The sequence below is a fragment of the Curtobacterium sp. SP.BCo genome, assembly GCF_051903265.1.
Lineage (GTDB): Bacteria > Actinomycetota > Actinomycetes > Actinomycetales > Microbacteriaceae > Curtobacterium.
Map to the genome: position 1 here is coordinate 2,457,568 of NZ_CP194337.1, position 26,118 is coordinate 2,483,685.

Here is a 26,118-nt window from a genome sequence, read left to right on the forward strand (position 1 = left end):
CACCGGGCACGATGGCCCGGCGCGGCCCGGCCCGCCACTGCGCGTCCACCGCGGCCCGGCGCGCGGTCGCTCGTGTTACGACCTCGTGAAGATTGGTCCGACCAACACGCCGACCAGACCGCCGAGCCCTACCGTGGTGGACGTGCAACGAGGAGCGACCCTGAGCGCAGCCACCGCCGCGCACCTCGCGCGCCTGGTCCTGGACGACCTCGCGCCGGGTGACAAGCTCCCACCCGAGCGGACCCTGGCCGAGGACCTCGCGGTGTCCCGCACCACGATCCGCCAGGCCCTGCAGGAACTCGAGCGCCGACGGCTCGTCTCCCGGACCCCGGGTCGGGGCACCGTCGTCCTGCCCCGGTCGGCCCAGGCCGCCGAGGTGCTCGACCGGATGTCGCAGGACCCGACCGAGACCGAGCACGTGACCGAGTTCCGTGCACTCGTCGAACCGCAGATCGCCGCGCTCGCCGCGGTCCGCGCCGACGCGTCCGACCTCGTGCGGCTCGAGTCGATCCTGGCCGCGACGCACGCCGGTCTCAGCCCCGCCGAGTCACTCGCGCAGGACGTCGCGTTCCACGTGCAGGTCGCACGCGCCTCCGGGAACCCGCTGTTCGTGTCCCTCTGCGAAGCGAGCAGCGGGTGGGTGGAGGAGGTCCGTGCGGCGTCCCACGGCACCAGCGCCGGTCGCCGCTCGTCCTTCGAGTGGCACGAACGCATCCACGACGCGATCCGCCGACACGACGAGACCGCTGCCCACCGCGCGATGACCGACCACCTGGCGGACGTCGCCCACCTGGTCGAGCGCACGCACCGCGAGAGGAATCACCACCAGTGACCCAGCCCGTCCTGCAGCCCGGGGTCGGACCGATCCGCTCCGCGCACCACCTGCCCGTCGACCCGGAGCACGTCCACTGGGGGCGGCTGCCGAACGGCGACGACCGGCCGGCGATCACCGTGCCGTCCGGCGCCGAGGTGACGATCGACACGGTCAGCCACGAGGGCATCCTCCCCGACCAGGGCAGCGACCCAGTGGCCTTCTTCGGCCGCCACGGCGTCGCCCCCGAGCACGTCCTCCACGACGCCGTCGCGATCGCCCGGTCCGGCCACCGCGACCCCGCCGCCGACGGACCGCACGTCGTGTCCGGGCCGATCGCCGTCGAGGGAGCCGAACCCGGCGACGTCCTCACGATGACCGTCGTCGAGACGCTCCCCCGCGTGCCGTACGGCGTCGTGTCGAACCGGCACGGCCGCGGCGCGCTGCACGGCGAGTACCCCGTCGACGGACACACCGTGAGCGTCTTCGCCGACGTGGTCACCGACGACGACGGGTCGTGGGGCCGCATCCCGCTCACCGACGACCGCGACCGCTTCGCCCGCTTCCCGCTCGCGCCGTTCCTCGGCGTCATGGGCGTCGCGACCCCGGGCGAACGGCTGCACTCGGTCCCGCCGGGTCGGCACGGCGGCAACATCGACGTGAACCTGCTGCAGGCCGGTGCGCAGCTGCACCTGCCCGTCCTCGTCCCCGGTGCCCTCGCCTACGTCGGTGACCCGCACTTCGCGCAGGGCGACGGCGAGGTCGCGCTCACGGCGATGGAGGCCTCGCTGCGCGCCACCGTCCGCTTCGACCTCACACCGTCGGCGGACGCTGCGGCGCGGTTCGGCGACCTCGTCTGGCCGCTCGTCGAGACGCACGAGTTCCTCGTCCCGACCGGGCTCGACGCCGACCTCGACGAAGCGGTCCGCGCGTGCGTGCGGCACGCCATCGCGATCCTCGGCGCGCGCTACGGCATGGAAGCGCACCTGGCGTACGCGTACCTCAGCGCCGCGACCGACTTCAACGTGTCGCAGGTCGTCGACCTCGTCACCGGGTCGCACGCCCGCATCCGCAAGAGCGACTTCGAGGGCACACGATGACCGAGCCGACCCCGCCGACCGCGCCCGACGGACTCCTCCAGGCGCTCGACGCCTACGAGTCCGCCCTGATGACCAACGACCTCGACGCCCTCGACGACGCCTTCGTCAGGTCCCCCGACACCCTGCGCGGCGACGACCGCGGGCTCCTCGTCGGACACGACGCGATCAGCGCGTTCCGCGGAGCCCGCGGCGGCGTCGCCCTCCGACACCTCGAACGCGTCGAAGTGCGGCCACTCGCCGACGACCTCGCCCTCGTCGTCTCCGTCTCGGCCTTCGCCGCGGGCGGCTCCGGCCTGCAGACCCAGCTCTGGCGACGCACCGAGGGGACCTGGCGCATCGAGGCCGCACACGTGACCGGCCGCCCCCGGGCCTTCGACACCACGATCTGGCGCACCGTCGGCGACCCGCTCGTCCCCGCCACCGGCGGCGGCCCCCTGGACGGCACGACGGTCGCCGTCAAGGACCTCTACGCCGTCGCCGGGCACCCGGTGGGCGCCGGCAACCCCACCTACCTGCGTGCGTCCGAACCGCAGCCGACGTCGGCCACCGCCGTCGCGGCGCTCCTCGCCGCGGGCGCATCGGTCCGCGGCATCGCCCGGACCGACGAGTTCGCCTACAACCTGACGGGGCGCAACGAGCACCACGGCACCCCGCCCAACGGGGCGGTCGCCACCGCACTGCCGGGAGGCTCGTCCAGCGGATCCGCATCGGCCGTCGGTCTCGGGACGGCCGACATCGGGCTCGGCACGGACACCGCGGGTTCGGTCCGGATCCCCGCCTCGTACCAGGGGCTCTGGGGACTCCGCACGACCCACGACGCCGTCCCCCGCGACGGGCTGCTCCCCCTCGCGCCGTCGTTCGACACCGTCGGGTGGCTGACGCGCGACCCCGGCCTGCTCGTGCGGGCGCTCGAGGCGTCGCTCCCCTCCGACGCGCTCGACGACCCGGACACCGCCGCACCGGCCGTCGTGGCGGAGCTGCTCGCCGCAGCCGACCCCGCGACGCAGGACGCCTTCCGTGCGCTCGTCGGCGCCGACGTCCCGGTGGTGACGCTCGCCGACCTCGGGATCCCACCGCTCGACGACCTCCGCGAGACGATGCGCCTCGTGCAGGCCGCCGAGGCAACCGCCGCGCACGGCCCCTGGATCGCCGCGCACCCGGGAGCGCTCAGCACCGTCGTCGGCGACCGGTTCGCCGCAGCCGCCGCGAACCCGCCCGAGCAGGTCGCCGACGCGGTCGCCCGACTCGCCGACGTCCGGGGCGGGATCCGGGCAGCGGTCGTCGGACGCGTGCTCCTCTTCCCGACCGCGCCCGGACCGGCGCCGGCGCTGACCGCCGACACCGCCGAGCTCGAACGGGTCCGGACGGCGACCACGGCGATGACCAGCCTGGCGAGCGTCGGCGGGCTCCCCGCGGTCAGTGCACCGGGCCTCCGGGTCGCCGACGCACCCGTCGGCGTGTGCGCCGTCGGGGCCCCGGGATCGGACCGTGCCCTCGTGCGCACCGCGGAACGGGTGCTGCGCGACGGTGCCGACCCGCGCCTCCCGTCCGACCCGGTCGACTAACGCGCGCGTTGCGCGTGCGCGACCGCCCACAGGCCCACGGCGCTCGCCGCGGCCACGTTGAGGGAGTCGACGCCGTGCGACATCGGGATGCGGACCGTCGTGTCCGCGGCGGCGACGGCGGCGTCGGTGAGGCCCTGGCCCTCCGTGCCCATCACGAGGGCGACCTTCTGGGGCACGTCGGCGACGAAGGCGTCGAGGTCGACCGACCGGTCCGTGAGCGCCATCGCGGCGAGGTGGAAGCCCTGTGCACGGAGGTCCTCGCCGGCGGCGGGCCACTCTCCGATCCGGGTCCACGGCACCTGCAGGACCGTGCCCATGCTGACCCGGACGCTCCGCCGGTAGAGCGGGTCGGCGCAGCGCGGGCTGACGAGCACGGCGTCCGCGCCGAGGCCGGCGACGCTGCGGAACACGGCACCGACGTTCGTGTGGTCGACGATGTCCTCGAGGACGACGACGAGCTTCGCGTCCCGCACCACCTCGGCGACACCGGGCAGGTCCGGACGCTGCATCGCGGCGAGGGCGCCGCGGTGCATCCGGAAGCCCGTGAGCTCCTCGAGCAGGGCGTCCGGGCCGACGAACACGGGGCCGTCGTGCTCCGCCACGAGGGGCAGGACGCTGTCGAGCCACTTCTCCTGCACGAGGATGCTCCGCGGGACGTGCCCGGCGCGGACCGCCCGCTCGATGACGGTGTTCGACTCGGCGATGTACAGGCCGCCCTCGGGTTCGGAGACCCGGCGCAGCGCGACGTCGGTCAGCCGGGCGAAGTCGTCGAGGCGGGAGTCGTCGAGGGAGTCGATGCGGACGGCGTGCACGGGGCTCGTTTCGGTGTGGTGCGGCGCGGTGCTCGCGCCCCTCGGGATGCGTGGGAAGTGACCGGAGCGGTCGGCTGTTGAGGGTACCGTGAACAGGGTGTTGAACGACGACGCTGCGGCGACGCGCGAACCGACCGACCCGGCGGCCTCCGGCGCGGACGACCTCGACCGTGCCGTCGAGCTGCTCGCCGGCAAGCGCGTCGCCGTGCTGTCCGGCGCCGGGCTCAGCACCGACTCCGGCATCCCGGACTACCGGGGCGCCGGCCGCGTCGTCCGCAAGCCGATGACGTTCCAGGAGTTCCGCGCCGACCCCGCCAAGCGACAGCGGTACTGGGCCGGCTCGCACCTCGGGTGGCGCACCTTCGCCGCCGCCCGGCCGAACGCCGGACACCGCGCGCTGTCCGCACTCGAACGCGACGGCATCGTCACGGGCGTGATCACGCAGAACGTCGACGGTCTGCACCTCCGCTCGGGTTCCCGCCGTGTCGTCGAGATCCACGGCTCGATGGACCGCGCCGTCTGCCTGACGTGCGGGCAGGTGTTCTCCCGCGCCGACCTCGCCACCGTGCTCGACCGCGAGAACCCGTGGATCGACGAACCCGGATCGGTGCAGCTGCAGCCGGACGGCGACGTCGAGATCACCGACGTCGAGCGCTTCCGGGTGCCGGACTGCTCGGTGTGCGGTGGCGTGCTGAAGCCCGACGTGGTGTTCTTCGGGGAGTTCGTGCCGGCCGAGAAGTTCCGCGAGGCCGTGTCGATCGTCGCCGAGGCCGAGGCGCTCCTCGTCGTCGGGTCGTCGCTCACCGTGAACTCCGGCGTCCGGCTCGTCGACCACGCCGCACGCCGGAAGCTGCCCGTCGTGATCGTCAACCGTGGGGCCACCCGCAGCGACCGCCGAGCCGCGGTGAAGCTCGACGCCGGCACGACGGAGACGCTCGAGGCCCTGGCCGCCCGGCTCGACCCGTCTGCGATGATCGAGCGGTGACGACGCTCCTGTACCTGGTCCGGCACGGCGAGACCGACTGGAACGCCGAGCGGCGCATCCAGGGCTCCACCGACATCCCGCTCAACGACACCGGCCGACGGCAGGCAGCGGCGACGGCGGCCCTGCTCGAGCGTCGTACCTTCGACGCCGTCGTGGCGTCGCCGCTCTCCCGCGCCCTCGAGACCGGCTCCGTGATCGCCGCGCACCTCGGGCTCGACCGACCGGCCACCTACCCGGGGCTCGCGGAACGCGCCTACGGCGAGGCCGAGGGGCTCACCAACGACGAGGTCCTGGCGCGCTACCCGCACGACGACATCCCCGGCCGTGAGTCCCGTGCCGCCCTGCTCGCCCGGGTCACGGAGACCCTCGGGGAGATCGCCGTGCGCTACGACGGGGGCAGCGTGGTCGTCGCCACCCACGGCGCCGTGATCCGGAGCGTCGTGAACGCGGCGGCCCCGGGCACCGCCGACCGTGTGCACACGCCGATCCGGAACGGTTCCGTGCACTCGTTCCGGTGGGACCCGGAGCGGTTCCACGCCGAGCTCGTCCGGTTCGACGACCCGCTCGAGGACGTCTCGGACGGTCCGGGCCGGTATGCCTTCGACTACCAGAACCCGCTCGAACGCCGCAGCTGAGCGGGCCTCGTACTAGGCTCCGAGGCACTCGCTGACCCCAGCGTGCGTGTGAGGGGGCTGACATGTCCGACCGACCCACCGACGGGTTCGCCCGGCCCGCCGAGGACGACCTCGACATCGCGTTCGGCCCCGACACGGCATCGGTCCCGGTGCGCACGACGCGGCAGCGCGTCCGGCGGAGTGCGCTGGTCGGGCTGGGGGTCGTCCTGACCGTCGGGGTGATCGCCGTCGTGCTGATCACCATCGTCGGGAGCGTGCAGAACGGCGTCGGCGGGGTGTTCCCCCGACCGCAGGCGGCACTCGACCGGTTCGACGCCGCCGCACAGGAGGTCGACGGCGTGGACCGGGTCACCGGCGGGAAGCCCGACAAGACGTCGTTCGCGAGCTACGACGTGTCGTCCACGATCGCGGTCTCCCCGACACTGTCCGACGGCGAACGCGTCCGGGTCGTCGACGCCCTCAGCGCCGCGGCCGACGAGGCGAGCGGCAACGGGGTGCGCGTCTTCGCGATCGCCGACCTCGGCTCCCTCGAGGTCGGCGTGTCGGCCGACCGGGCGATCACCGAGAAGCGGCTCCGGCTGGCCGGGACGCTCGACGCGATCGGCGGGGTCACGGGCGTCCGCTGCGACTGGGGTGACGGCGACCGTTCGGACGAGCCGGCGGACCTCGTCGTCACGGTGGAGACGCCGGGCACCGGTGACGTCCTGGTGGCCATCGTGGACAAGGCGAAGCAGGCGACCCGCGCGGAGTTCCCGGGCGCGACCGTGCGGTCCGGTCGTCCGACGCCCTGACGCTGGCGCGGCCACGGCCCGGCCGGCCACGGCCGCGAGACTCGGCCACACGGACACTTTCCGTGCCCGCACACCCGAGTCGTGTCCGCCCAGCCGAGCCTCGGCGCACGCGCCGCGCCCCGCGTCAGCGCGCGCCGCGCCGCGCGACCGCCTGCTCGACCGCCCGCACGACCTGCTCGGCCGAGTCGGCCCACCGGAACCGGGCCGCCTGCACGACCGAGTCCCGCGAGGCGGCGTCCCACCGTGCCTCCAGGCGGCGCACCGCAGCGGCGACCGCGGACGGCGACGACGGGTCGAAGTACTCCGCGGCGTCGCCGCCGATCTCGCGGAAGATCGGGATGTCGCTGACGACGACGGGCGTGCCGACCCCCATCGCCTCCACCAGCGGGATGCCGAAGCCCTCGTCGTACGACGCGGTGGCCAGTGCCGTCGCCGACCGCAGGACGGACCGGTACTCCTCGTCCGAGGCACCGTCGTGGAAGACGATCGCGCCGGCCGGGGCCAGGCGTTCGAGCCGCGCCCGGACGGCAGCTGACACGCGGGACATGCAGTGCAGCACCCAGTCGGCGCCGAGCAGCGGCAGCGCGGCCGCGAGCGTCTCGACGTTCTTGTACGGCATGAACGACCCCATGTAGACCAGGGTCTTCGCACGCGTCCCGTCCGCAGGTCGGGGCTCCGCGGGGTCGGCGGCGTTGTACGCGACGGTCACCGGCCGCTTGGTGAGCCGGTGGTCGGCGATGAGCCCCGCGGTGGTCTCCGACACGGTGACGACGCCGTCCGCGCCGTTCAGCAGGAACCGCTGCGGCGCCCAGCTGAGGTGGAACACCCGCCACCCGAGCCGGATCGGCCACGAGAACTCCCGCGGCGGCGTCCGGTTCCGGTAGTAGATGAGGTCGTGCAGCGTCAGGACGAGGGCGTAGTCGCGCCCGCGTGACCCCATCGTCTGCATGGGCGAGAACACGGCGTCGAGGCCGAGCCGGTTCACCCGACGGGCGACGAACGGCTCACCCGCGTCGGTCGGGTCGGGCAGGAGCTCCCACGGCATCCCGGCCGGCAGGGACTCCAACTGCCGTTCGTCGTTGACGAGCAGCACGAAGTCGTGCCGGTCGGGCAGGTGGGCGACGACGCCCGCCGTGAACCGGCTGATGCCGTCGTGGCGTCCGATGCGGACGTAGCGGCAGTCGATGCCGACGCGGAGGCGGCTCACGCGTCGGCTCCGTCGGTGCGGTCGGTGGTCTCGCTCGCGTCGGGCGCGGGCGACGTCGTCCCCGGACTGGAGGCGCGACCCGCCTTCGCGACGCCGGTCGCCTTCTCGGTGCTCGCCTTGCCGGCGGTCGCCTTTCCACCGCTCGCCTTGGCGCGCGGCTTCTTCGCGCGCTTCGGCGCGTCCGCCATCCGCCGCAGCACCGCGGCCGCTGCGACGTCCGGCGTCTCGTAGTGCACGAGGTGCCCCACCCCCGGGACCACCACCAGTTCGGCGTCGCGCAGACGGGCGGCCAGGGCGCGCTGCTCGGGCACGGCCGTGATGTCGTCGTGCTCGGCGGCGATCATGAGCACCGGGACCTCGATGGCGTCGGCGTACTCGGACACGTCGTGGGTGACCGACGTCCGGAACGCCTCGAGCACGCTCGTGCGGTTCGCGAACGCCGAGAAGTACCGGTCGTGCTGCTCGTGCACCCACCGTCGGAGGTCACGGTCGCGGGTTTTCAGCATCGCGACGCTCATCGCGCGGACGATCGCCGCGTTCCGGAGCAGCCCGAGCCCGAGTGGCTTCGGCAGCACCGCGCCGGCGCGGTAGTAGCCGATCGCGATGCCCGTCCCCACGGCCCGCGGTCCCTGCAGCGCCGGCGCGGCGATCGGGTTCACGAGCACGAGCAGACGCGTGTCGAGGCCCGCGGCGACGGTCGCGGCGACGACGATCGACCCGAACGAGTGCCCGAGCACCACGGTGTCCACCCCGAGGCCGAGCGCCGCGTGGAAGCCGGTGAGCCAGCCGACGTAGGAGTCGATGTCCGACACCGGGAGGGGGTCGGAGATCCCGAACCCCGGCAGGTCCGGCACGATTACCCGGACACCGACGAGGTGCGCCGCGATCGTCTCGAGCCCGTGGTGGTCGCCGCGGAACCCGTGCACGGCGAGCACGGTCCGGCTGGCGTCGGACGGCCCGTACTCCCAGTAGTGGGTGGTGCGGCCGTCGACCTGCACGGAGCGGTGCACGACCGGGGTGGCGGCCATCAGCGACTGGTACGGGGAGAGCACTGGCGGTTGCATCCCGGCCAGTCTACGAACGCGCACCCGCCGACCGTGCCCGCTGTCAGCGCTTTCTGCGGACAACCCGCCCGGTGGCGGCCTAGCGTGTCCCTGGTGACGTTCACCGCCCCGATCCAGCTGCCCGGCCTGACCCTGGACCCGCAGTGGTACAAGCGCTCCGTCTTCTACGAGTGCATGATCCGCTCGTTCGTCGACTCGAACGGGGACGGGATCGGTGACCTGCAGGGGGTGATCGGGAAGCTCGACTACCTGCAGTGGCTCGGTGTCGACGCGCTCTGGCTGCCGCCGTTCTTCCGGTCGCCGATGCGCGACGGTGGGTACGACATCGCCGACTACAAGGCGATCCTCCCCGAGTTCGGGACGCTCGACGACTTCCGCGAACTCGTCACGAAGTCGCACGAGCGGAACATGCGCATCGTGATCGACATGGTCATCAACCACACGAGCGACCAGCACGAGTGGTTCCAGCAGTCCCGCGAGGACCCGGACGGCCCCTACGGCGACTTCTACGTCTGGCGCGACACCGACGAGGACTACGCGAACATCCGCATCATCTTCGTCGACACCGAGGAGTCGAACTGGACGTTCGACCCGGTGCGCCGCCAGTTCTTCTTCCACCGGTTCTTCTCGCACCAGCCCGACCTCAACTTCGAGAACCCCGCGGTCGTCGAGGCCGTGTACGACGTCGTCCGGCACTGGCTCGACCTCGGCGTGGACGGGCTCCGGCTCGACGCGATCCCGTACCTGTTCGAGTCCGAGGAGGGCAACGGCGAGGGCGAACCGGAGACGCACGAGTTCATCAAGAAGCTCCGCGCGATGGTCGATGACGAGTACCCCGGGCGTGTCCTCCTCGCCGAGGCGAACCAGTGGCCCCGTGAGACCGCGGCGTTCTTCGGCACCGACGAGGAGCCCGAGTGCCACATGGCCTTCGACTTCCCGGTGATGCCGCGCATCTTCTACTCGCTCCGCGCCCAGCACGCCGCCGAGCTGAAGGCGATCCTGTCCGAGACCCTCGACGTGCCGTCCAGCGCGGCCTGGGGCGTCTTCCTCCGCAACCACGACGAGCTCACCCTCGAGATGGTCAGCGAGGAGTACCGCCAGGCCATGTACGGCTGGTACGGCTACGACCCGCGGATGCGCTCGAACATCGGCATCCGTCGTCGCCTCGCACCCTTGCTCGACAACTCCCGTGCGGAGCTCGAGCTCATCCACGCGCTGCTGTTCTCGCTGCCCGGCTCGCCGTTCCTCTACTACGGCGACGAGATCGGGATGGGCGACAACATCTGGCTGCCGGACCGCGACTCCTCGCGCACGCCGATGCAGTGGACGCCGGACCGCAACGCCGGCTTCTCCACCGCGGACCCCGGCAAGCTGTACCTTCCGGTCGTGCAGTCCCTCGTGTACAACTACGCGCAGGTCAACGTCGAGGCCCAGCTCGCCCAGTCCCGGTCGCTGCTGCACTGGGTCCGCAACGTCATCCACGTCCGGAAGGCGCACCCGGTGTTCGGGCTCGGATCGATCGACGTGCAGGAGACCTCGAACGACTCGGTGCTCGCGTTCGTCCGGTCGTGGGAGGGCTCCGGCACCCAGTTCGGCCCCTCCGCCGAGGACGTCCTCTGCGTCTTCTCGTTCGCCACGAACCCGACGTCGGTCACGGTCTCCGCGCCGGAGTTCGCCGGCCGACCGCTGTACGACCTGTTCGGCGGCGGGTCGTTCCCGTCCTTCGACGAGTCCGGGAACGTCACGCTCACGATGGGCACGCAGTCGTTCTACTGGCTGCACGTCGGCGCGCCGGTCGCGTAGACGGCGGCGGACACCGGACAGGAGGCACGGCTCGCCTCCGCCAGGCGGGTCGCGCTGGTCGTGTCGGTGCGTCCGGTTAGCCTGACCGCGTGACGTTCCCCGCAGCACAGCTCGACGGTCCCGCCCCGGCGCAGTCCCTCACCGACCGCCCGTGGTGGCACGCACTCGGCGTCTTCGACCTCGAGACCACCGGCGTCGACGTCGAGACCGCTCGGATCGTCACGGCCCACGTCGGCCTCATCGACATGACCGGGCGTTCCATCGTGGAGGGCGCCTGGCTGGCGGACCCGGGCGTCGAGATCCCGGAGGGCGCTGCGGCAGTCCACGGCATCACCACCGAGCGCGCACGTGCCGAGGGCCGACCGGCCGGCGAGGTCGTGGCCGAGATCATCGCCGCGGTCGAGGCCGTCTTCGCCCGCGGCATCCCGCTCGTCATCTACAACGCCCCGTACGACCTCACCGTCCTCGACCGAGAGGCCAAGCGCCACGGCATCGCCTCCCCCGTGATCGGGAACGTCGTCGACCCGCTGGTGATCGACAAGGCGCTCGACACCTACCGGAAGGGCAAGCGCACGCTCGAGGCCGCGTCGGAGACCTACGGCGTGACCCTCGACGACGCGCACGACGCCGGAGCGGACGCCATCGCTGCCGGGCGTGTCGCGCAGGCCATCGCGGCGAAGTACTCGGAGGACCTCGGGGTCTCCGCGGAGGAACTCCACCGCAAGCAGGTGGGCTGGTGCGCCGAGCAGGCGTCCTCGTTCCAGGACTACATGCGGAAGAAGCGCGACCCGTCCTTCACCGCTGACGGTCGCTGGCCGCACCGCAACGGCAGCTGATCGGCGTTCTGCCGTTCCACGCCCCGCGTCGAACACGGCGCCCCGGTACGACGGGGCGCAGTGACGAATGCGGGGCGCAGTCGTGCGCCGGCACCCCACGCAGCATGCACCGCGCACACGAACGGGCGGCCCTCCCGGAGGAGAGCCGCCCGTTGCCGTGCGGAAGGGTCTGCTTACTTGCCGAAGCCCTTGAAGCGCTGGTTGAACTTCTCGACGCGGCCGGCCGAGTCGAGGATGCGCTGCTTGCCCGTGTAGAACGGGTGCGACGCGGACGAGATCTCGACGTCGATGACCGGGTAGGTCGCACCGTCGAGCTCGATGGTCTTGTCGCTGTTCGCGGTCGAACGCGTCAGGAACGTCTCACCGGAGGCCAGGTCACGGAAGACGATGGCGCGGTACTCGGGGTGGATGTCGGTCTTCATGGAGATTCCTCGGATAGCGGTGATGGGTCGGACTGCGCGGGTGCTCGGAGAAGCACTGCGCCGGAAGTCGTCGGCTTGCGCCAGCCGTCTACGTTACCAGACCAGAGGCGACAGCGGGAGCGCGACGAGCGGGGATCAGGCAGCGCGGGCGGTGTACCGGCCGGCGTCCTTCGACACGGTGAGCTCGATGCCGAACGCCTCGCTGAGCGTGGCGGCCGTCAGCACCTCGTCGATGGGGCCGGCGGCCCGCACGTGACCGTCGGCGAGCACCAGCGCGTGCGTGAAGCCCGCGGGGATCTCCTCGACGTGGTGCGTCACGATGACGATCGCGGGCGAGTCCTCGCTCTGGGCGTAGCCGCCGAGGGTGCGGACGAGGCTCTCCCGGGCGCCGAGGTCGAGCGACGCGGCCGGCTCGTCGAGGAACAGGATCTCCGGGTCGGTCATGACGGCACGTGCGATCTGCACGCGCTTCTGCTCGCCGTCGCTCAGCTCGCCGAAGGTCCGGTCGGTGAAGCCACCGAGGCCCCACTCCTCGAGCACGCGCTGCGCACGGCGGACGTCGAGCTCCTCGTACTCCTCGTTCCAGCGGCCGGTGACCGAGTACGCGGCGGTGAGCACGACGTCGATGACCTTCTCGGTCACCGGGATGCGGCGCGCGAGCGCGGTCGACGCGAAGCCGATGCGCGGACGCAGCTCGAACAGGTCGGCGCCGCCGAGTTCGGTGCCGAGCACCTCGACGTCACCCGAGGTCGGGAACGTCTGGGCACCCGCGACCTGCAGCAGCGTCGTCTTGCCGGCGCCGTTGGCACCGAGCACGACCCAGCGTTCGTCGTCCTGCACCTCCCACGAGATCCCGTCGAGGATGGTGGCCCCGTTGCGGACCACGGAGACGTCTGACAAGCGCACGACCGAGGGCATGGCTCCAGCCTAGGGGTTCTGCCCGAGCACCTCGTCGTAGACCTGCCGTGTCCGGCGGGCGATCGCGTCCCACGTGAACTCGGTCTCGACACGGAGCCGTCCGGCGCGTCCCATCAGCTTCGCGAGCCCCTCGTCGGCGAGCACCTCGTCGAGGGTCGCGGCGAGGTCTGCCACGTACCGGTCCGGGTCGGTCGGGGTGCCGGTGCCGTCCTGCGCCTGGTCGATCGGCACGATGCGCCCGGTCAGGCCGTCGGCGACGACCTCGGGGATGCCCCCGGTGCCGGTGCCGACGACGGGGATCCCGCACGCCATCGCCTCGAGGTTCACGATCCCGAGCGGTTCGTAGATCGACGGGCAGACGAACACCGTGCCCGACGAGAGCACGTTGACGATCTCCTGGTGGGCGAGCATCCGGTCGATCCAGACGACGCCGTCGCGCTGCTCGCGCAGGGACTCGACGAGCCCGGTGACCTCGGCCATGATCTCCGGGGTGTCCGGGGCGCCGGCACAGAGGACGATCTGCACGTCCGACGGCAGGGACGCCACCGCGCGGAGCAGGTAGGGCAGGCCCTTCTGCCGGGTGATGCGGCCGACGAACACCACCGACCGGCGCGTCGGGTCGATCCCGAGCGCGCGCACTGCGTCCTCGTCGACGGTCGGACGCCACTCGTCGATGTCGATGCCGTTGTAGACGACGTGCACCTTCGCCGGGTCGATCGACGGGTAGGACCGCAGGATGTCCGCCCGCATCGCCTTCGACACGGCGATGACGCCGTCGGCGTGCTCGAACGCCTCGCGCTCCATCCAGCTGGACAGCCGGTAGCCGCCGCCGAGCTGTTCGGCCTTCCACGGCCGCAGCGGCTCGAGGCTGTGCGCCGTGACGACGTGCGGGATGCCGTAGGTCAACTGCGCGATCCGGCCCGCCGAGTTCGCGTACCAGGTGTGCGAGTGCACGACGTCGGCACCCTCGACGTCGGCCGCGATGGCGACGTCCGTGCCGAGCGCCTGCAGTGCGCCGTTCGCCTGCCCGAGCGAGTCGGGCGTGCGGTACGCCCACACGTCGGCCTCGTCGCGGAAGGCCCCGAAGGCGCGGACCCGCACCTCGGTGTCCGTCCCGGAGCGGAGCGCCGCCGTCAGTTCGGCCACGTGGACACCCGCACCGCCGTAGACCTCCGGCGGATACTCCCTGGTCAGCAGATCGACTCGCACGGGTTCAACGTAACCGGTTCCCTCCGCCGACGCCTACTGTGAACGGCATGGCACCAAAGAAGGTCTTCGGCATCGTCCTCGCTGGCGGCGAGGGGAAGCGGCTCATGCCGCTCACGGCCGACCGGGCGAAGCCCGCTGTCCCGTTCGGCGGGAACTTCCGTCTCATCGACTTCGCGCTCTCGAACCTGGTGAACTCCGGGCTGCAGAAGATCGTCGTCCTGACGCAGTACAAGTCGCACAGCCTCGACCGGCACGTCGCGGAGACCTGGCGCATGGAGGGGCTGCTCGGCTCCTACGTCGCGTCCGTCCCCGCGCAGCAACGACTCGGCAAGCGCTGGTTCGCCGGCTCGGCCGACGCGATCCTGCAGTCGCTCAACCTGCTCCGTGACGAACGACCCGACATCGTCGTCGTGGTCGGCGCGGACCACGTGTACCGGATGGACTTCCACCAGATGGTCGAGGCGCACATCGCCTCGGGCCGGAGTGCCACGGTCGCGGCGATCCGTCAGCCCATCGGCCTGGCCGACCAGTTCGGCGTGATCCAGGTCGCCGAGGACGACCCGACGAAGATCGAGGCCTTCCTCGAGAAGCCGAAGGACGCGGTCGGGCTGGCCGACTCCCCCGGCGAGATCCTCGCATCGATGGGCAACTACGTCTTCAACGCGGACGCCCTCGTCGACGCGGTGCTCCGTGACGGGCAGATCGAGACGTCGAACCACGACATGGGCGGCGACATCGTCCCGGACTTCGTGAACCGCGGCGACGCCGGCGTGTACGACCTCAAGCGCAACGACGTCCCCGGCTCGAACGAGCGCGACCGGTACTACTGGCGCGACGTGGGGACGATCGACTCGTTCTTCGACGCGCACATGGACCTCATCGCCCCGGTGCCCGTGTTCAACCTGTACAACCAGGACTGGCCGATCTTCAACCAGCAGACGAACCTGCCGCCGGCGAAGTTCGTCCGCGACGCGAACGGGAACACCGGCTCGACGGTCGACTCGCTCGTGTCCCTCGGGTGCCTGGTGTCTGGCGCGCAGGTCGAGCGCAGCATGATCGGCCCGTGGTGCGGGATCGACTCCGGCGCGAAGGTGCTCGACTCGATCGTGTTCGAGCGGGCGTCGATCGGCGCTGGCTCGATCGTGAACCGGGCCATCCTCGACAAGGACGTGGTGATCGCCCCCGGCGCCCAGGTCGGCGTCGACCGCGAGGCGGACGAGGCACGCGGCTTCACCGTGACGGAGTCCGGCATCACCGTGGTCGGCAAGGGCGTCCGCGTCGACGCGTAGGACCGGAGCACCTGCCGGGAGGCGCGGCTGACGTCACACACGTCGGCCGCGCCTCCGACAGTCGGTACCGTGGGTCCGTGCCCCGCTTCCTCGTCGTCCTCGATGCCGATTCCACACTCCTCGAGGACGAGGTCATCGAGCTCCTGGCGGACTCCGCCGGGACCCGGCCACAGGTCGCGGCGATCACGGAGCGCGCCATGCGCGGCGAACTCGACTTCGCCGAGAGCCTGCGGGAGCGTGTCGCGACCTTGGCGGGCCTCCCGGCCGACGTCTTCCGACGCGCACAGGACGCGGTCCGTGTGACGCGGGGCGCCGACCAGCTCGTCCGCGGCGTGCACGCCGCCGGCGGGACCGTCGGCGTGGTCTCCGGCGGCTTCCACGAGGTCCTGGACCCGTTCGCCGAGCGTCTCGGGCTCGACCACTGCCGGGCGAACCGGCTCGAGGTGACCGACGGCGTGCTCACCGGGCGGGTGCTCGGCGACGTCGTGGACGCGCACGCGAAGGCCGTGGCGCTCCGCGAGTGGGCGGCGGCCGACGGCGTGCCGGTCGTCCGGACTATCGCGATCGGCGACGGCGCGAACGACCTCGAGATGATGCGCGTCGCGGCGCTGTCGGTGGCGTTCGACGCGAAACCGCGCGTGCGAGAGCAGGCGGACGTCGCGGTCGTCGACCGCGACCTGTCGAGCGTGCTCGCCGCCCTCGGCCTGCACGGCTGACCCCGCGGCTCGGCGGTCCGAGCCTCGGCGTCAGCGACACTTCTCGCGCTCCGGGCCGCGAGACCGGTCGCTCAGCCCGAGTCCCGGGTCCGCCCGACCGAGTCTCGGGTCCGCCCGACCGAGTCTCGGCCCTAGTGGCCCATCCCGAGGCCACCGTCGACCGGGATGACCGCGCCCGAGATGTAACCCGCGCCGTCGCCCGCCAGGAACAGCGAGGCGTCCGCGACGTCGTCGACCGTGCCGTACCGCGCCGCCGGGATCTGCTTCTTGAACTCGGCCTGGAGCTCCTCGGGCAGCGCCGCGGTCATGTCGGTCTGGATGAATCCGGGCGCCACGACGTTCGCGGTGATGCCGCGAGAGCCGAGCTCGCGGGTGATCGAGCGGGCCATGCCGACGAGGGCGGCCTTCGACGAGGCGTAGTTGACCTGGCCGACCTGCCCGTAGGCACCGACGACGCTCGACATCAGCACGATGCGGCCGAACTTCGCCTTCATCATGCCCTTCGTGGCGCGCTTGACGACGCGGAAGGTGCCCGTGAGGTTCGTGTCGATGACGCTCGTGAAGTCCTCCTCGGACATCCGGAGCAACAGCTGGTCGTTCGTGATGCCGGCGTTCGCGACGAGGACCTCGACCGGGCCGAGCTCGGCCTCGACCTGCGTGTACGCGGCATCCACGGAGGCGGTGTCCGTGATGTCCGCCTGCACGGTCAGGGCACCCTCGGGTCCGCCCTGGCCACTGCGCGACGTGACCGCGACGCGGTGGCCGGCGGCGACGAACCGCTCGGCGAGTGCGAAGCCGATGCCGCGGTTGCCGCCGGTGATGAGGACGGTACGGGGGGTGCTCATGGTCGCTCCGTTCGGTGGTGGCTGCTCGGCGCGCCCGTCCGGGATCCCGTCGGACACGCCCGGACGAGCGTACCGGAGCGGAAACCACCATCCGGCACCCGCGTGCTGCGCCCACGTCCGGCTGCGCGGGCTTAGGCTTGTCCTCGGGCAGAGGAAAGAACATCGGATGAAGAGCACGCACAGCATCACCACCCTCCCGGACTCTCCGGAGCAGGACCGCGCGCACCGCCTGTCCCGCTACGTCTGGCAGATGGCACTCCGCGTCGTCTTCTTCATCGGAGCCGTCGTCGTCTGGTCGATCTGGCACACCTGGCTCGCGGTCATCCCGATCGTCCTCGCGGGCGTGATCCCCTGGGTCGCGGTCATCGTCGCGAACGCCGGCAACCACGCCGAGAGCGACATCGTCCGGCCGGCGGGAGCCATCGAGCTCTACGACGCCGTCGACCCGCGTCTCCGCGAACAGCAGGAGGACGCCCGGGCCGAGGCCTACCGCGCCGAGCAGGACCGGCTGCGCGAACAGGCGCAGGACGCGCAGGAGGAATGGCAGCGCCACGGCGACCGCTCGAACGTGTGGGGCCGCCGCTGATGGGCGCCACGTTCGACCTCTTCACCGAGCCCGGTTCCACCCCCGTGTGCTCACGGGCAGGCTGCAGCAACACCGCGGCGTGGCGTGTGAACTGGCGCAACCCGCGCATCCACGCCATCGACCGGGTGAAGATCTGGGCGGCCTGCGACGAGCACCGCGACTTCCTGGCCGACTACCTGCGTTCCCGGTCGTTCCCCGTGCGGGTGACCGGCATGCACGAGGACGTGGACCGACTCGACGACGAGCGCGACCCGGCCGACGCCCCGAAGAACGACGTCGGAGCGCGCGCAGCCGGGGAGCGTCGGTGAGCGACGGCTTCGACCCGAACTCGCGCTACGGCCGACGCCACGCGCAGAAGATCGCCCGTGCCGCCGCGGCCGAGTCCACCGTCCGGCCCGAGCGTGACCCCGACGAGCCGTTCGTCGGCTGGCGGTTCGTGCAGAGCCGACGCTGGTTGGGCTACTTCGCCATCGCCGTGGCCTTCGCGGTGGTGTGCGCACTGTTCGGCATGTGGCAGTGGGACCGGCGGAACGAGGCGGTCCGGCAGAACGAACAGGTCGCGCAGAACTACGAGCACACCCCGGTGCCGCTCGACGAGGCGCTGCCGAAGGCGAACAGCTGGGACGAGTCGCAGACCTGGCTCCGGGTCTCCGTCACCGGCCGGTACGACGTCGACGACCAGCTGCTCGTCCGGAACCGCGTGCACAACGGGCAGCCCGGGTTCGAGGTCCTCACTCCGCTCGTGACCGCCGACGGCCGGGCGTTCGTCGTCGACCGCGGCTGGGTCCCGACCGGCAACGCCCAGGACGCCCCCGACCACGTGCCCGCTCCCCCGTCCGGCGAGGTCACCGCCGTCGTCCGGCTGCAGCAGAGCGAGCCGCGGATACCGGGTCGGACGGATCCGGCGCACACCGACCAGGTGCAGTCGGTCACGTTGTCCGACGTCGCGAAGAAGGTCGACACGCCGATCTGGACCGGCGCCTACGGGCAGCTCGCGTCCGAGTCGCCGGCACCGACCCAGGCGCGTCCGCTCGGCTGGGACCGGCCGACCGCCGACACCGGGCTGCACCTCAGCTACTTCATCCAGTGGTTCATGTTCGCGGCCGGTGGCTTCGGGTTCCTCGCGTACCTCATGGTGCAGGAGTACCGGAACCTCAACCAGGACGACCCCGAGGAGCGGGAGCGCGCCCAGGAACGGCAGCGCCGCAAGGACGCCAAGCCGAAGACCGACGCCGAGATCGAGGACGAGCTGCTGAGCGCAGGCCGCTGACGACGGACGGGAGGCGCGGTGCCAGCCGGCACCTGGGCCCACGCCGGCCGGTTCCCGGCAGACGCGCCAGCGGCTGCCGGGCCGTGCCCGGTGGGGAGCCTCCCGTCCGTCGTCCGGTCGCGTTCCGCGACCGCGCGCTACGCGACCGCGCGCTACGCGAGCTCGATGAGCTCCGCGTAGTCCTTGTTCCAGTGGTCCTCGGTGCCGTCCGGCAGCAGCAGGACGCGCTCCGGGTTGAGGGCCTCGACCGCGCCGGCGTCGTGGGACACCAGGACGACCGCACCCTCGTAGCCCGCCAAGGCACCGAGGATCTCCTCGCGCGAAGCCGGGTCGAGGTTGTTCGTCGGCTCGTCGAGGAGCAGCACGTTCGCACCCGAGACCACGATCATGGCGAGCGACAGGCGGGTCTTCTCACCGCCGGACAGCACGCCGGCCTTCTTGTAGCCGTCGTCGCCGGTGAACAGGAACGAGCCGAGGACACGACGCGCCTCGGTCTCGTTCAGCTCCGTCGATGCCGACACCATGTTCTCGATGACGGTCCGGTTGACGTCGATGTTCTCGTGCTCCTGGGCGTAGTACCCGATGCGCAGACCGTGCCCGGGCAGGATCTCGCCCGTGTCCGGCTGGTCGGCGCCCGCCAGGATGCGGAGCAGCGTCGTCTTGCCGGCACCGTTGAAACCGAGGATGACCACCCGTGACCCGCGGTCGATCGCCAGGTCGACACCGGCGAAGATCTCGAGCGAACCGTACGACTTCGAGAGTCCCTCGGCCATGAGCGGCGTGCGCCCGCAGGAGACCGGCGTCGGGAACCGGAGCTTCGCGACGCGGTCGGCGACGCGCTCGTCCTCGAGGCCGGCGAGCAGCTTGTCGGCGCGGGCGACCATCTGGTGGGCCGCGGCGGCCTTCGACGCCTTCGCGCCGAACCGGGCGGCCTGGTCCTTCAGCGTGGCGGCCTTCTTCTCGGCGTTCGCACGCTCCTTGCGGCGGCGCTCCTCGTCGGCGGCGCGCTGCCGCTGGTAGAGCTTCCAGCCCATGTTGTAGACGTCGATCGACTGACGGTTCGCGTCGAGGTAGAACACGCGGTTGACGACCTCGTCCACCAGCTCCACGTCGTGGGAGATGATGATGACGCCGCCCGAGTAGGTCTTGAGGTGCTCGCGGAGCCAGACGACGCTGTCGGCGTCGAGGTGGTTCGTCGGCTCGTCGAGGATCATCGTCTCGGCGTCCGAGAACAGGATGCGCGCGAGCTCGATGCGGCGACGCTGACCACCGGAGAGCGTCTTGAGCTGCTGGTCGAGGATGCGGTCCGGCAGCTTGAGGTTCGACGCGATGGACGCCGCCTCGGCCTCGGCCGCGTACCCGCCGAGCGCGTTGAACTGGTCGTCCAGCCGGCTGTACCGGCGCATCGCCTTCTCGGCGACGTCCGGGTCCTCACTGGCCATGTCGAGCGTCGCCAGGCGGATGCCCTCCACCAGCTCACCGAGGCCACGGGCGTCGAGGATGCGCTTGCGCGCCGTCTCCTCCGGGTCGCCCGAGCGCGGGTCCTGCGGGAGGTAGCCGATCTCGCCGCCGCGGTCGATCTTGCCGCCGGTCGGCTGCGTCTCCCCCGCCAGCGCCTTGGTCATCGTCGTCTTCCCCGCGCCGTTGCGGCCGACGAGTCCGATCTTGTCGCCCTTCTCGACACGGAAGGACACGTCCTCCATGAGGAGGCGAGCTCCGACGCGGATCTCGAGTTCGTGCACGGCAAGCACAGTGGACGTCCAATCAGTTGGTGGGTTTGCACAACGACGTGTGCGGGAGGTGCACCGCTACGCTGACGGGACCGATGGTCCTGAACAGGACCAGCAGTCCATTCTAGGAGAATCCATGACGAACGCCACCGGGTTCGCTCCCCGCGCAGTCCTCGCAGACCGTCTGCGCACCCAGGGAGTGGCCACCGACGCCGCGCTGATCGCCGGCGGCGCGCTGTTCACCGCCGCCATGGCACAGCTCGAGGTCCCGATGTGGCCGGTGCCGATCACGGGACAGACCCTCGCGGTCGTGCTCGTCGGCGCGACCCTCGGCGCACGACGCGGCATGCTCTCGCTGCTCGTCTACGCGGTCGCCGGGCTCGCCGGGGCGCCGTTCTTCGCCGGCTTCACGGGCGGCCTGCACGCTCTCGCCGTCCCGAGCTTCGGCTACGTGATCGGCTTCATCCCGGCCGCCGGTGTCATCGGCTGGCTCGCCCGTCGCAACTGGGACCGCCACGTCGGCCGTGCCGCGGCGGCGATGCTCCTCGCGAGCGCGATCCCGTTCGTCACCGGGCTGCCCTACCTGGCGGTCGCGCTCGGGGCACTCGGTGCGCCGAACGACCTGCAGTCGGTGCTCGCCGCCGGGCTCTACCCGTTCATCGTGGGCGGCATCGCGAAGGCGCTCATCGCCGCTGGTGTGCTGCCGCTCGTGTGGAAGCTGCTCGGCCGCCGCTGACGCTCGTCGCACCCGGTTCCGCAGAAGGGCCCCGCACCCTCCGAGGAGCGGGGCCCGTCGTCGCCTGTGCGATGCAGCGGCCGTACGGTCGCACGGTCGCAGGAGCACGCGGCACACCGGGCCGGCGCGCCCGCCGTGGTCGCACGACGTGCCGCGTGCGTGATGCCGTGGTCGCACGACGTGCCGCCTCGCGACGCCGCGGGCGACACCTTCTGCGACCAGGGCGGCGGACTCGAGGGCGCGCAGCGGGTCGGGGCTCGCTGGGGCGGTCGCAGGAGCACGCGGCACACCGGGCCGGCGCGCCCGCCGTGGTCGCACGACGTGCCGCGTGCGTGATGCCGTGGTCGCACGACGTGCCGCCTCGCGACGCCGCGGGCGACACTTTCTGCGACCAGCACAGCGGTCCCGCGGACGATCCGCCCCGGACGTACACGGCAGCACCGCAGACGGACGGGAGGCGCGGTGCCAGCTGGCACCGCGCCTCCCGTCGGTCTGTGGTCGCGACTAGATCGAGAAGCCGAGCGCGCGCATCATCTCGCGCCCGTCGTCCGTGATCCGCTCCGGACCCCACGGCGGCATCCAGACCCAGTTGATGCGGAACGCGTCGACGATGCCGTCGAGCGCGTTCGCGGTGTCGCCCTCAATGACGTCGGTCAGCGGGCAGCCCGCGCTCGTCAGGGTCATGCTGATAACGAGCGCGTTCGCCTCGTCGTCCATCGCCAGGTCGTAGATGAGCCCGAGGTCGACGATGTTCACGCCGAGCTCCGGGTCCTGGACCTCCTTGAGGCCCTCGACGACCTCGTCGAACTTCTCCGGTGCGAGTGCGGTGATCATCAGTTCCCCGCCGCTGCGGCCGCGGCCTGCACGTAGCGGTCGTAGCCCTCGTTCTCGAGGCGCTCGGCGAGCTCCGGGCCGCCCTGCTCGGCGACCTTGCCCGCGACGAACACGTGCACGAAGTCCGGCTTGATGTAGCGGAGGATGCGCGTGTAGTGCGTGATGAGCAGCACGCCGAGGCCGGTGGCGGCCTTCGCGCGGTTCACGCCCTCGGACACGATCTTCAGCGCGTCGACGTCGAGGCCGGAGTCGGTCTCGTCGAGGACGGCGAACTTCGGCTTGAGGAGCTCGAGCTGCATGATCTCGTGGCGCTTCTTCTCGCCGCCGGAGAAGCCCTCGTTGACGTTGCGCTCGGCGAAGGCCGAGTCCATCTTGAGGTCGGCCATCGACTGGCGGAGGTCCTTCACCCAGCTGCGGAGCGCCGGTGCCTCGCCGTCGATCGCGGTCTTCGCGGTGCGGAGGAAGTTCGACACCGTGACGCCGGGGATCTCCACCGGGTACTGCATGGCGAGGAACATGCCGGCACGGGCACGCTCGTCGACGCTCATCGCGAGGACGTCCTCGCCGTCGAGGGTGATCGAGCCGCCGACGACGTTGTAGCGCGGGTGGCCGGCGATCGTGTACGCGAGGGTGGACTTGCCGGAGCCGTTCGGCCCCATGATCGCGTGGATCTCGCCCTCGTTGATGGTGAGGTCGACGCCCTTGAGGATCTCCTTGACACCCTGGTCGGTGTCGATCGAGACCTGCAGGTCGCGGATTTCGAGAGTGGACATTGCGTTCCTTCGGTTGCAGCTGGGGTGCGGCGTCAGCCGCGGAAGAGAGTGGGGGCGCCGGTCAGTCGACCGGCACGGGGTCGTGCACGTCGACGTAGACGTCGCCGTCGCGGACCTCGACCCGGAAGACCGGGACGGGCTCGTACGCCGGGAAGTTCTGCGGCTTGCCGGTGGCCAGGGAGAACCGGGACCCGTGGGCCCAGCACTCCAGCGTGTCGCCCTCGACGAAGCCCTCCGCCAGGGAGATGTCCCCGTGGGTGCAGGTGTCGCCGATGGCGTGCACGGTGCCCGCGGAGTCCTTCACGATGGCCACCGCGGTGCCGTCGACCACGGCGCGCATCGGGCTGTCCACCGCGATGTCCGCCTCGGCGCAGACCTTCGTCGACATCAGGCGGTGGCCTCCGCCGGCGCGGCGATGACCGACCGGCCCTCGGCGAGCTCCTGCTCGACCGCGGCGATGAGGCGCTCCTCGAGCTCGGGCGCGCCGATCTTCTGGATGACCTCGACCAGGAAGCCGAGCACGACGAGTCGACGTGCTTCCTCCTCGGGGATGCCGCGGGACTGCAGGTAGAAGAGCTGCTCGTCGTCGAAGCGACCGGTGGCGCTGGCGTGGCCGGCACCCTCGATGTTGCCCGTCTCGATCTCGAGGTTCGGGATGGAGTCCGCGCGGGTGCCGTCGGTCAGCACCAGGTTGCGGTTCTGCTCGTACGAGTCGGTGCCGTCGCCGGCACGCCCGATGAGCACGTCGCCGATCCACACCGTGTGGGCGCCCTGGCCCTGCAGCGCGCCCTTGTAGTTGACCCGCCCGCGCGTGTTCGGCGCGTCGTGGTTCACGTAGACCTGCTGCTCGATGTACTGCCCGGCGTCGGCGAAGTACACGCCGTACATCTCCGTGTCGGCGCCCTGCGCACCGAGGTGCGTCGACGGGTTCACGCGGATGACGTCGCCGCCGAGCGAGACCACGACGTGCTTGAGGAAGGCGTCGCGCCCAACCTCGGCGAAGTGCGTCGACACGTGCACGGCGTCGTCGTCCCAGTCCTGCAGGCTGACGACCGTCAACCGTGCACCGTCCTGCACCACGATCTCGACGTTCTCGCTGAGGAGCGCGGAGCCGCGGTTGTCGAGCACGACGATGCCCTGCGCGTGCGGCTCGGCCGTGATGACCGTGTGCGCGGCGCGGGGCTGGGTGCCGAAGTCCGAGCGGGTGATCGTGATGAACTCGTGCGCCTCGGTCGCCTTGAGGGTGACGGCGAGCACGGCGTCCCGAGCCGTCCACGCGGCGGCGGCGGCACGGTCCTCCGGCAGGCCGGCCGAACCGACGCGCGGGTCGTCGCTGCGACCCCACTCCACGTCGGCGCCGTCGGACTGGCGGGCGAGGAACGGGTACGCGGAGCCGTCGAGGCCGCCGTCGAGCAGCGGCTGGAGCTTCGCGAGGGGCGCGAACTTCCAGTTCACCTCACGCCCGGTGACGGTCGGGAAGGCCTCGACGTCGCCGGACTGGAACCGCTCGGAGCGGGTCTGGACCGGGATGTTCTTGTCGGGGGCGTCCCAGCCGCCGTCGGAGTGCGCACCGGCGCCGTGCTGCGCAGGGTTCTGCGCGGCTGCCGAGGGTTCGATCGGCTGGTCGATGTGGGGAGGGGTGGTGCTGGACATCTAGCCGACGGATCCTTCCATGCTCATCTCGATGAGCTTGTTGAGTTCGAGTGCGTACTCCATCGGGAGCTCGCGGGCGATCGGCTCGATGAAGCCGCGGACGATCATCGCCATCGCCTCGTCCTCGGGCATGCCGCGGGACATCAGGTAGAACAACTGCTCCTCGCTCACACGGGAGACCGTGGCCTCGTGCCCGAGCTGGACGTCGTCGACGCGGATGTCGATCGCCGGGTACGTGTCCGAGCGGCTGATCGTGTCGACGAGCAGTGCGTCACACCGGACCGTGTTCGCCGCGTGGTGCGCTGCCGGGTCGACACGGACCTCGCCGCGGTACCCGGCGCGACCGCCACCACGGGCGATCGACTTCGAGACGATCGAGGACGTCGTGTACGGCGCCATGTGGATCATCTTCGCGCCGGCGTCCTGGTGCTGGCCGGGACCGGCGAACGCGACGGAGAGCGTCTCGCCCTTGGCGTGCTCACCGGCGAGGTAGATCGACGGGTACTTCATCGTCACCTTCGAGCCGATGTTGCCGTCGATCCACTCCATCGTCGCGCCCTCGTGCGCGATCGCACGCTTGGTGACGAGGTTGTAGACGTTGTTCGACCAGTTCTGGATCGTCGTGTACCGGACGCGGGCGTTCTTCTTCACGATGATCTCGACGACCGCGGAGTGCAGCGAGTCCGACTTGTAGATCGGCGCGGTGCAGCCCTCGATGTAGTGGACGTAGGAGTCCTCGTCGGCGATGATCAGCGTCCGCTCGAACTGGCCCATGTTCTCGGTGTTGATGCGGAAGTAGGCCTGCAGCGGGATCTCGACGTGCACACCCTTCGGGACGTAGACGAACGAGCCGCCGGACCACACGGCCGTGTTGAGCGCGGCGAACTTGTTGTCGCCGGCCGGGATCACGGTGCCGAAGTACTCCTCGAAGATCTCCGGGTGCTCGCGGAGCGCCGTGTCGGTGTCCATGAAGATGACGCCCTGCTGCTCCAGGTCCTCGCGGATCTGGTGGTAGACGACCTCGGACTCGTACTGGGCTGCGACGCCGGCGACGAGTCGCTGGCGCTCGGCCTCCGGGATGCCGAGCTTCTCGTAGGTCGCACGGATGTCCTCGGGGAGGTCCTCCCACGACTGCGCCTGCTTCTCGGTGGAGCGCACGAAGTACTTGATGTTGTCGAAGTCGATGCCCGTCAGGTCGGCACCCCACGTCGGCATCGGCTTGCGGCCGAACAGCTGCAGGCCCTTGAGGCGGTTCTTGAGCATCCACTCGGGCTCGCCCTTGAGGTTCGAGATGTCGGTGACGACTTCTTCCGAGATGCCGCGGCGCGCCGAGGCGCCGGCACTGTCGGAGTCGGACCAGCCGAACTCGTATTGGCCGAGCCCTTCGAGCTCGGGACGGTCGATGAGCACGTCGGACATGGTCTCCTCGTTTCCTTCTCGCGGCAGCGTCTTCCGGGTGAACCCGTGGCGTCTGGACGCCATTCCACCGCAGACCGCCGACAGGCGGACACGGTGTTGCTCCCTCGCA

The 26,118-nt window shown here is 71.3% G+C and carries 26 protein-coding genes and 1 pseudogene; 14 read left to right on the forward strand and 13 right to left on the reverse strand.

Going from position 1 to position 26,118, the window contains the following annotated elements:
- The first annotated feature begins 142 nt into the window (after nt 1-142).
- Genes ACRQ4B_RS11720 through ACRQ4B_RS11730 form a run of 3 tightly spaced genes read left to right on the forward strand, consistent with a single transcriptional unit; the run spans nt 143 to nt 3,476 of the window.
- Nucleotides 143-832, forward strand: coding sequence for a FadR/GntR family transcriptional regulator (locus ACRQ4B_RS11720; protein WP_439691613.1), 690 nt, complete (start codon nt 143-145; stop codon nt 830-832).
- The gene (locus tag ACRQ4B_RS11725) at nt 829-1,911 is read left to right on the forward strand and encodes an acetamidase/formamidase family protein (protein WP_439691614.1); all 1,083 of its coding nucleotides are present in this window, start codon (nt 829-831) and stop codon (nt 1,909-1,911) included. The genes ACRQ4B_RS11720 and ACRQ4B_RS11725 overlap by 4 nt, the downstream gene beginning before the upstream one ends.
- Nucleotides 1,908-3,476 carry an AtzH-like domain-containing protein gene (locus tag ACRQ4B_RS11730; RefSeq protein ID WP_439691615.1) on the forward strand — a complete coding sequence of 523 codons (1,569 nt, stop codon included), beginning with the start codon at nt 1,908-1,910 and terminating at the stop codon, nt 3,474-3,476. Before ACRQ4B_RS11725 ends, ACRQ4B_RS11730 begins: the two co-directional genes overlap by 4 nt.
- Here ACRQ4B_RS11730 and ACRQ4B_RS11735 read toward each other — a convergent pair.
- Nucleotides 3,473-4,288: a TrmH family RNA methyltransferase gene (locus ACRQ4B_RS11735; RefSeq protein WP_439691616.1), complete on the reverse strand. Its 816-nt coding sequence runs from the start codon at nt 4,286-4,288 to the stop codon at nt 3,473-3,475. The two genes, ACRQ4B_RS11730 and ACRQ4B_RS11735, sit on opposite strands and share 4 nt — an antisense overlap.
- 97 nt (nt 4,289-4,385) lie before the next feature.
- On the opposite strand from ACRQ4B_RS11735, the gene ACRQ4B_RS11740 reads away from it, so the two are divergent.
- From ACRQ4B_RS11740 to ACRQ4B_RS11750, 3 genes are all read left to right on the forward strand, one after another.
- The gene (locus ACRQ4B_RS11740) at nt 4,386-5,273 is read left to right on the forward strand and encodes a Sir2 family NAD-dependent protein deacetylase (RefSeq protein ID WP_439691617.1); all 888 of its coding nucleotides are present in this window, start codon (nt 4,386-4,388) and stop codon (nt 5,271-5,273) included.
- A complete protein-coding gene (locus tag ACRQ4B_RS11745; RefSeq protein ID WP_439691618.1) occupies nt 5,270-5,908 on the forward strand; it encodes a histidine phosphatase family protein in 639 nt (212 codons plus the stop codon). Before ACRQ4B_RS11740 ends, ACRQ4B_RS11745 begins: the two co-directional genes overlap by 4 nt.
- 62 nt (nt 5,909-5,970) lie before the next feature.
- Nucleotides 5,971-6,699 carry a hypothetical protein gene (locus ACRQ4B_RS11750; RefSeq protein ID WP_439691619.1) on the forward strand — a complete coding sequence of 243 codons (729 nt, stop codon included), beginning with the start codon at nt 5,971-5,973 and terminating at the stop codon, nt 6,697-6,699.
- 124 nt (nt 6,700-6,823) lie between these two features.
- Here ACRQ4B_RS11750 and ACRQ4B_RS11755 read toward each other — a convergent pair whose 3' ends face one another.
- Together ACRQ4B_RS11755 and ACRQ4B_RS11760 are read right to left on the reverse strand one after the other, a co-directional pair.
- Entirely contained in the window at nt 6,824-7,906 is a 1,083-nt protein-coding gene (locus ACRQ4B_RS11755; protein WP_439691620.1) for a glycosyltransferase family 4 protein, read from the reverse strand.
- Nucleotides 7,907-8,097: 191 nt separating this feature from the next.
- Nucleotides 8,098-8,970, reverse strand: a pseudogene (locus ACRQ4B_RS11760) (alpha/beta fold hydrolase); the annotation flags it as partial.
- Nucleotides 8,971-9,063: 93 nt separating this feature from the next.
- Here ACRQ4B_RS11760 and treS point away from each other — a divergent pair.
- Together treS and ACRQ4B_RS11770 are read left to right on the forward strand one after the other, a co-directional pair.
- Nucleotides 9,064-10,773 carry a maltose alpha-D-glucosyltransferase gene (gene treS, locus ACRQ4B_RS11765; protein WP_439691621.1) on the forward strand — a complete coding sequence of 570 codons (1,710 nt, stop codon included), beginning with the start codon at nt 9,064-9,066 and terminating at the stop codon, nt 10,771-10,773.
- Between the two features lie 89 nt (nt 10,774-10,862).
- A complete protein-coding gene (locus tag ACRQ4B_RS11770; RefSeq protein WP_439691622.1) occupies nt 10,863-11,609 on the forward strand; it encodes a 3'-5' exonuclease in 747 nt (248 codons plus the stop codon).
- A gap of 173 nt (nt 11,610-11,782) precedes the next feature.
- Here ACRQ4B_RS11770 and ACRQ4B_RS11775 read toward each other — a convergent pair whose 3' ends face one another.
- The 3 genes from ACRQ4B_RS11775 to glgA all read right to left on the reverse strand — a co-directional run bounded on the left by ACRQ4B_RS11775 (nt 11,783) and on the right by glgA (nt 14,158).
- Nucleotides 11,783-12,031, reverse strand: a complete 249-nt coding sequence (locus tag ACRQ4B_RS11775; protein WP_022905887.1) for a type B 50S ribosomal protein L31 — start codon at nt 12,029-12,031, stop codon at nt 11,783-11,785.
- Nucleotides 12,032-12,166: 135 nt separating this feature from the next.
- On the reverse strand, nt 12,167-12,949 hold the full coding sequence (locus ACRQ4B_RS11780; RefSeq protein WP_439691623.1) for an ABC transporter ATP-binding protein: 783 nt from the start codon (nt 12,947-12,949) through the stop codon (nt 12,167-12,169).
- A 9-nt stretch (nt 12,950-12,958) separates the two neighbouring features.
- Complete coding sequence (glgA, locus tag ACRQ4B_RS11785) at nt 12,959-14,158, reverse strand: glycogen synthase (RefSeq protein WP_439691624.1); 1,200 nt, start codon at nt 14,156-14,158, stop codon at nt 12,959-12,961.
- Between the two features lie 47 nt (nt 14,159-14,205).
- Here glgA and ACRQ4B_RS11790 point away from each other — a divergent pair, with 47 nt between their 5' ends.
- Nucleotides 14,206-15,447, forward strand: a complete 1,242-nt coding sequence (locus tag ACRQ4B_RS11790; RefSeq protein WP_439691625.1) for a glucose-1-phosphate adenylyltransferase — start codon at nt 14,206-14,208, stop codon at nt 15,445-15,447.
- Between the two features lie 77 nt (nt 15,448-15,524).
- The gene (gene serB, locus ACRQ4B_RS11795) at nt 15,525-16,163 is read left to right on the forward strand and encodes a phosphoserine phosphatase SerB (protein ID WP_439691626.1); all 639 of its coding nucleotides are present in this window, start codon (nt 15,525-15,527) and stop codon (nt 16,161-16,163) included.
- A gap of 131 nt (nt 16,164-16,294) precedes the next feature.
- Here the strand turns inward: serB and fabG are convergent, their stop codons facing one another.
- The gene (gene fabG, locus ACRQ4B_RS11800) at nt 16,295-17,008 is read right to left on the reverse strand and encodes a 3-oxoacyl-ACP reductase FabG (RefSeq protein ID WP_439691627.1); all 714 of its coding nucleotides are present in this window, start codon (nt 17,006-17,008) and stop codon (nt 16,295-16,297) included.
- A 166-nt stretch (nt 17,009-17,174) separates the two neighbouring features.
- Here fabG and ACRQ4B_RS11805 point away from each other — a divergent pair, with 166 nt between their 5' ends.
- The 3 genes from ACRQ4B_RS11805 to ACRQ4B_RS11815 are packed head-to-tail and all read left to right on the forward strand — an operon-like array spanning nt 17,175 to nt 18,864.
- A complete protein-coding gene (locus ACRQ4B_RS11805; protein WP_439691628.1) occupies nt 17,175-17,594 on the forward strand; it encodes a DUF3099 domain-containing protein in 420 nt (139 codons plus the stop codon).
- The gene (locus tag ACRQ4B_RS11810; protein ID WP_439691629.1) at nt 17,594-17,902 is read left to right on the forward strand and encodes a hypothetical protein; all 309 of its coding nucleotides are present in this window, start codon (nt 17,594-17,596) and stop codon (nt 17,900-17,902) included. The genes ACRQ4B_RS11805 and ACRQ4B_RS11810 overlap by 1 nt, the downstream gene beginning before the upstream one ends.
- The gene (locus ACRQ4B_RS11815) at nt 17,899-18,864 is read left to right on the forward strand and encodes an SURF1 family cytochrome oxidase biogenesis protein (RefSeq protein ID WP_439691630.1); all 966 of its coding nucleotides are present in this window, start codon (nt 17,899-17,901) and stop codon (nt 18,862-18,864) included. The genes ACRQ4B_RS11810 and ACRQ4B_RS11815 overlap by 4 nt, the downstream gene beginning before the upstream one ends.
- A 152-nt stretch (nt 18,865-19,016) precedes the next feature.
- On the opposite strand, the gene ACRQ4B_RS11820 is transcribed toward ACRQ4B_RS11815, so the two are convergent.
- A complete protein-coding gene (locus ACRQ4B_RS11820; protein WP_439691631.1) occupies nt 19,017-20,615 on the reverse strand; it encodes an ABC-F family ATP-binding cassette domain-containing protein in 1,599 nt (532 codons plus the stop codon).
- Between the two features lie 115 nt (nt 20,616-20,730).
- On the opposite strand from ACRQ4B_RS11820, the gene ACRQ4B_RS11825 reads away from it, so the two are divergent.
- Complete coding sequence (locus ACRQ4B_RS11825) at nt 20,731-21,330, forward strand: biotin transporter BioY (RefSeq protein WP_439691632.1); 600 nt, start codon at nt 20,731-20,733, stop codon at nt 21,328-21,330.
- Between the two features lie 504 nt (nt 21,331-21,834).
- Here ACRQ4B_RS11825 and ACRQ4B_RS11830 read toward each other — a convergent pair.
- The 5 genes from ACRQ4B_RS11830 to sufB form a co-directional block, all read right to left on the reverse strand.
- Nucleotides 21,835-22,164, reverse strand: coding sequence for a metal-sulfur cluster assembly factor (locus tag ACRQ4B_RS11830; RefSeq protein ID WP_079236104.1), 330 nt, complete (start codon nt 22,162-22,164; stop codon nt 21,835-21,837).
- Nucleotides 22,164-22,937: a Fe-S cluster assembly ATPase SufC gene (gene sufC / locus ACRQ4B_RS11835; protein ID WP_070419045.1), complete on the reverse strand. Its 774-nt coding sequence runs from the start codon at nt 22,935-22,937 to the stop codon at nt 22,164-22,166. The genes ACRQ4B_RS11830 and sufC overlap by 1 nt, the downstream gene beginning before the upstream one ends.
- Nucleotides 22,938-22,998: 61 nt before the next feature.
- Nucleotides 22,999-23,325, reverse strand: coding sequence for a non-heme iron oxygenase ferredoxin subunit (locus ACRQ4B_RS11840; protein WP_439691633.1), 327 nt, complete (start codon nt 23,323-23,325; stop codon nt 22,999-23,001).
- Nucleotides 23,325-24,590: a Fe-S cluster assembly protein SufD gene (gene sufD, locus ACRQ4B_RS11845; RefSeq protein ID WP_439691634.1), complete on the reverse strand. Its 1,266-nt coding sequence runs from the start codon at nt 24,588-24,590 to the stop codon at nt 23,325-23,327. Before sufD ends, ACRQ4B_RS11840 begins: the two co-directional genes overlap by 1 nt.
- Complete coding sequence (gene sufB / locus ACRQ4B_RS11850; RefSeq protein WP_439691635.1) at nt 24,591-26,009, reverse strand: Fe-S cluster assembly protein SufB; 1,419 nt, start codon at nt 26,007-26,009, stop codon at nt 24,591-24,593.
- Nucleotides 26,010-26,118 lie beyond the last annotated feature (109 nt).

Bases quoted from the DNA above. Each gene is read 5' to 3' on its own strand.
- ACRQ4B_RS11730 (WP_439691615.1), top strand. From the start codon at position 1,908: ATGACCGAGCCGACCCCGCCGACCGCGCCCGACGGACTCCTCCAGGCG.
- ACRQ4B_RS11750 (WP_439691619.1), top strand. From the start codon at position 5,971: ATGTCCGACCGACCCACCGACGGGTTCGCCCGGCCCGCCGAGGACGAC.
- ACRQ4B_RS11775 (WP_022905887.1), bottom strand. From the start codon at position 12,031: ATGAAGACCGACATCCACCCCGAGTACCGCGCCATCGTCTTCCGTGAC.
- ACRQ4B_RS11780 (WP_439691623.1), bottom strand. From the start codon at position 12,949: ATGCCCTCGGTCGTGCGCTTGTCAGACGTCTCCGTGGTCCGCAACGGG.
- ACRQ4B_RS11790 (WP_439691625.1), top strand. From the start codon at position 14,206: ATGGCACCAAAGAAGGTCTTCGGCATCGTCCTCGCTGGCGGCGAGGGG.
- fabG (WP_439691627.1), bottom strand. From the start codon at position 17,008: ATGAGCACCCCCCGTACCGTCCTCATCACCGGCGGCAACCGCGGCATC.
- ACRQ4B_RS11805 (WP_439691628.1), top strand. From the start codon at position 17,175: ATGAAGAGCACGCACAGCATCACCACCCTCCCGGACTCTCCGGAGCAG.
- ACRQ4B_RS11810 (WP_439691629.1), top strand. From the start codon at position 17,594: ATGGGCGCCACGTTCGACCTCTTCACCGAGCCCGGTTCCACCCCCGTG.
- ACRQ4B_RS11825 (WP_439691632.1), top strand. From the start codon at position 20,731: ATGACGAACGCCACCGGGTTCGCTCCCCGCGCAGTCCTCGCAGACCGT.
- ACRQ4B_RS11830 (WP_079236104.1), bottom strand. From the start codon at position 22,164: ATGATCACCGCACTCGCACCGGAGAAGTTCGACGAGGTCGTCGAGGGC.
- sufC (WP_070419045.1), bottom strand. From the start codon at position 22,937: ATGTCCACTCTCGAAATCCGCGACCTGCAGGTCTCGATCGACACCGAC.
- ACRQ4B_RS11840 (WP_439691633.1), bottom strand. From the start codon at position 23,325: ATGTCGACGAAGGTCTGCGCCGAGGCGGACATCGCGGTGGACAGCCCG.
- sufD (WP_439691634.1), bottom strand. From the start codon at position 24,590: ATGTCCAGCACCACCCCTCCCCACATCGACCAGCCGATCGAACCCTCG.
- sufB (WP_439691635.1), bottom strand. From the start codon at position 26,009: ATGTCCGACGTGCTCATCGACCGTCCCGAGCTCGAAGGGCTCGGCCAA.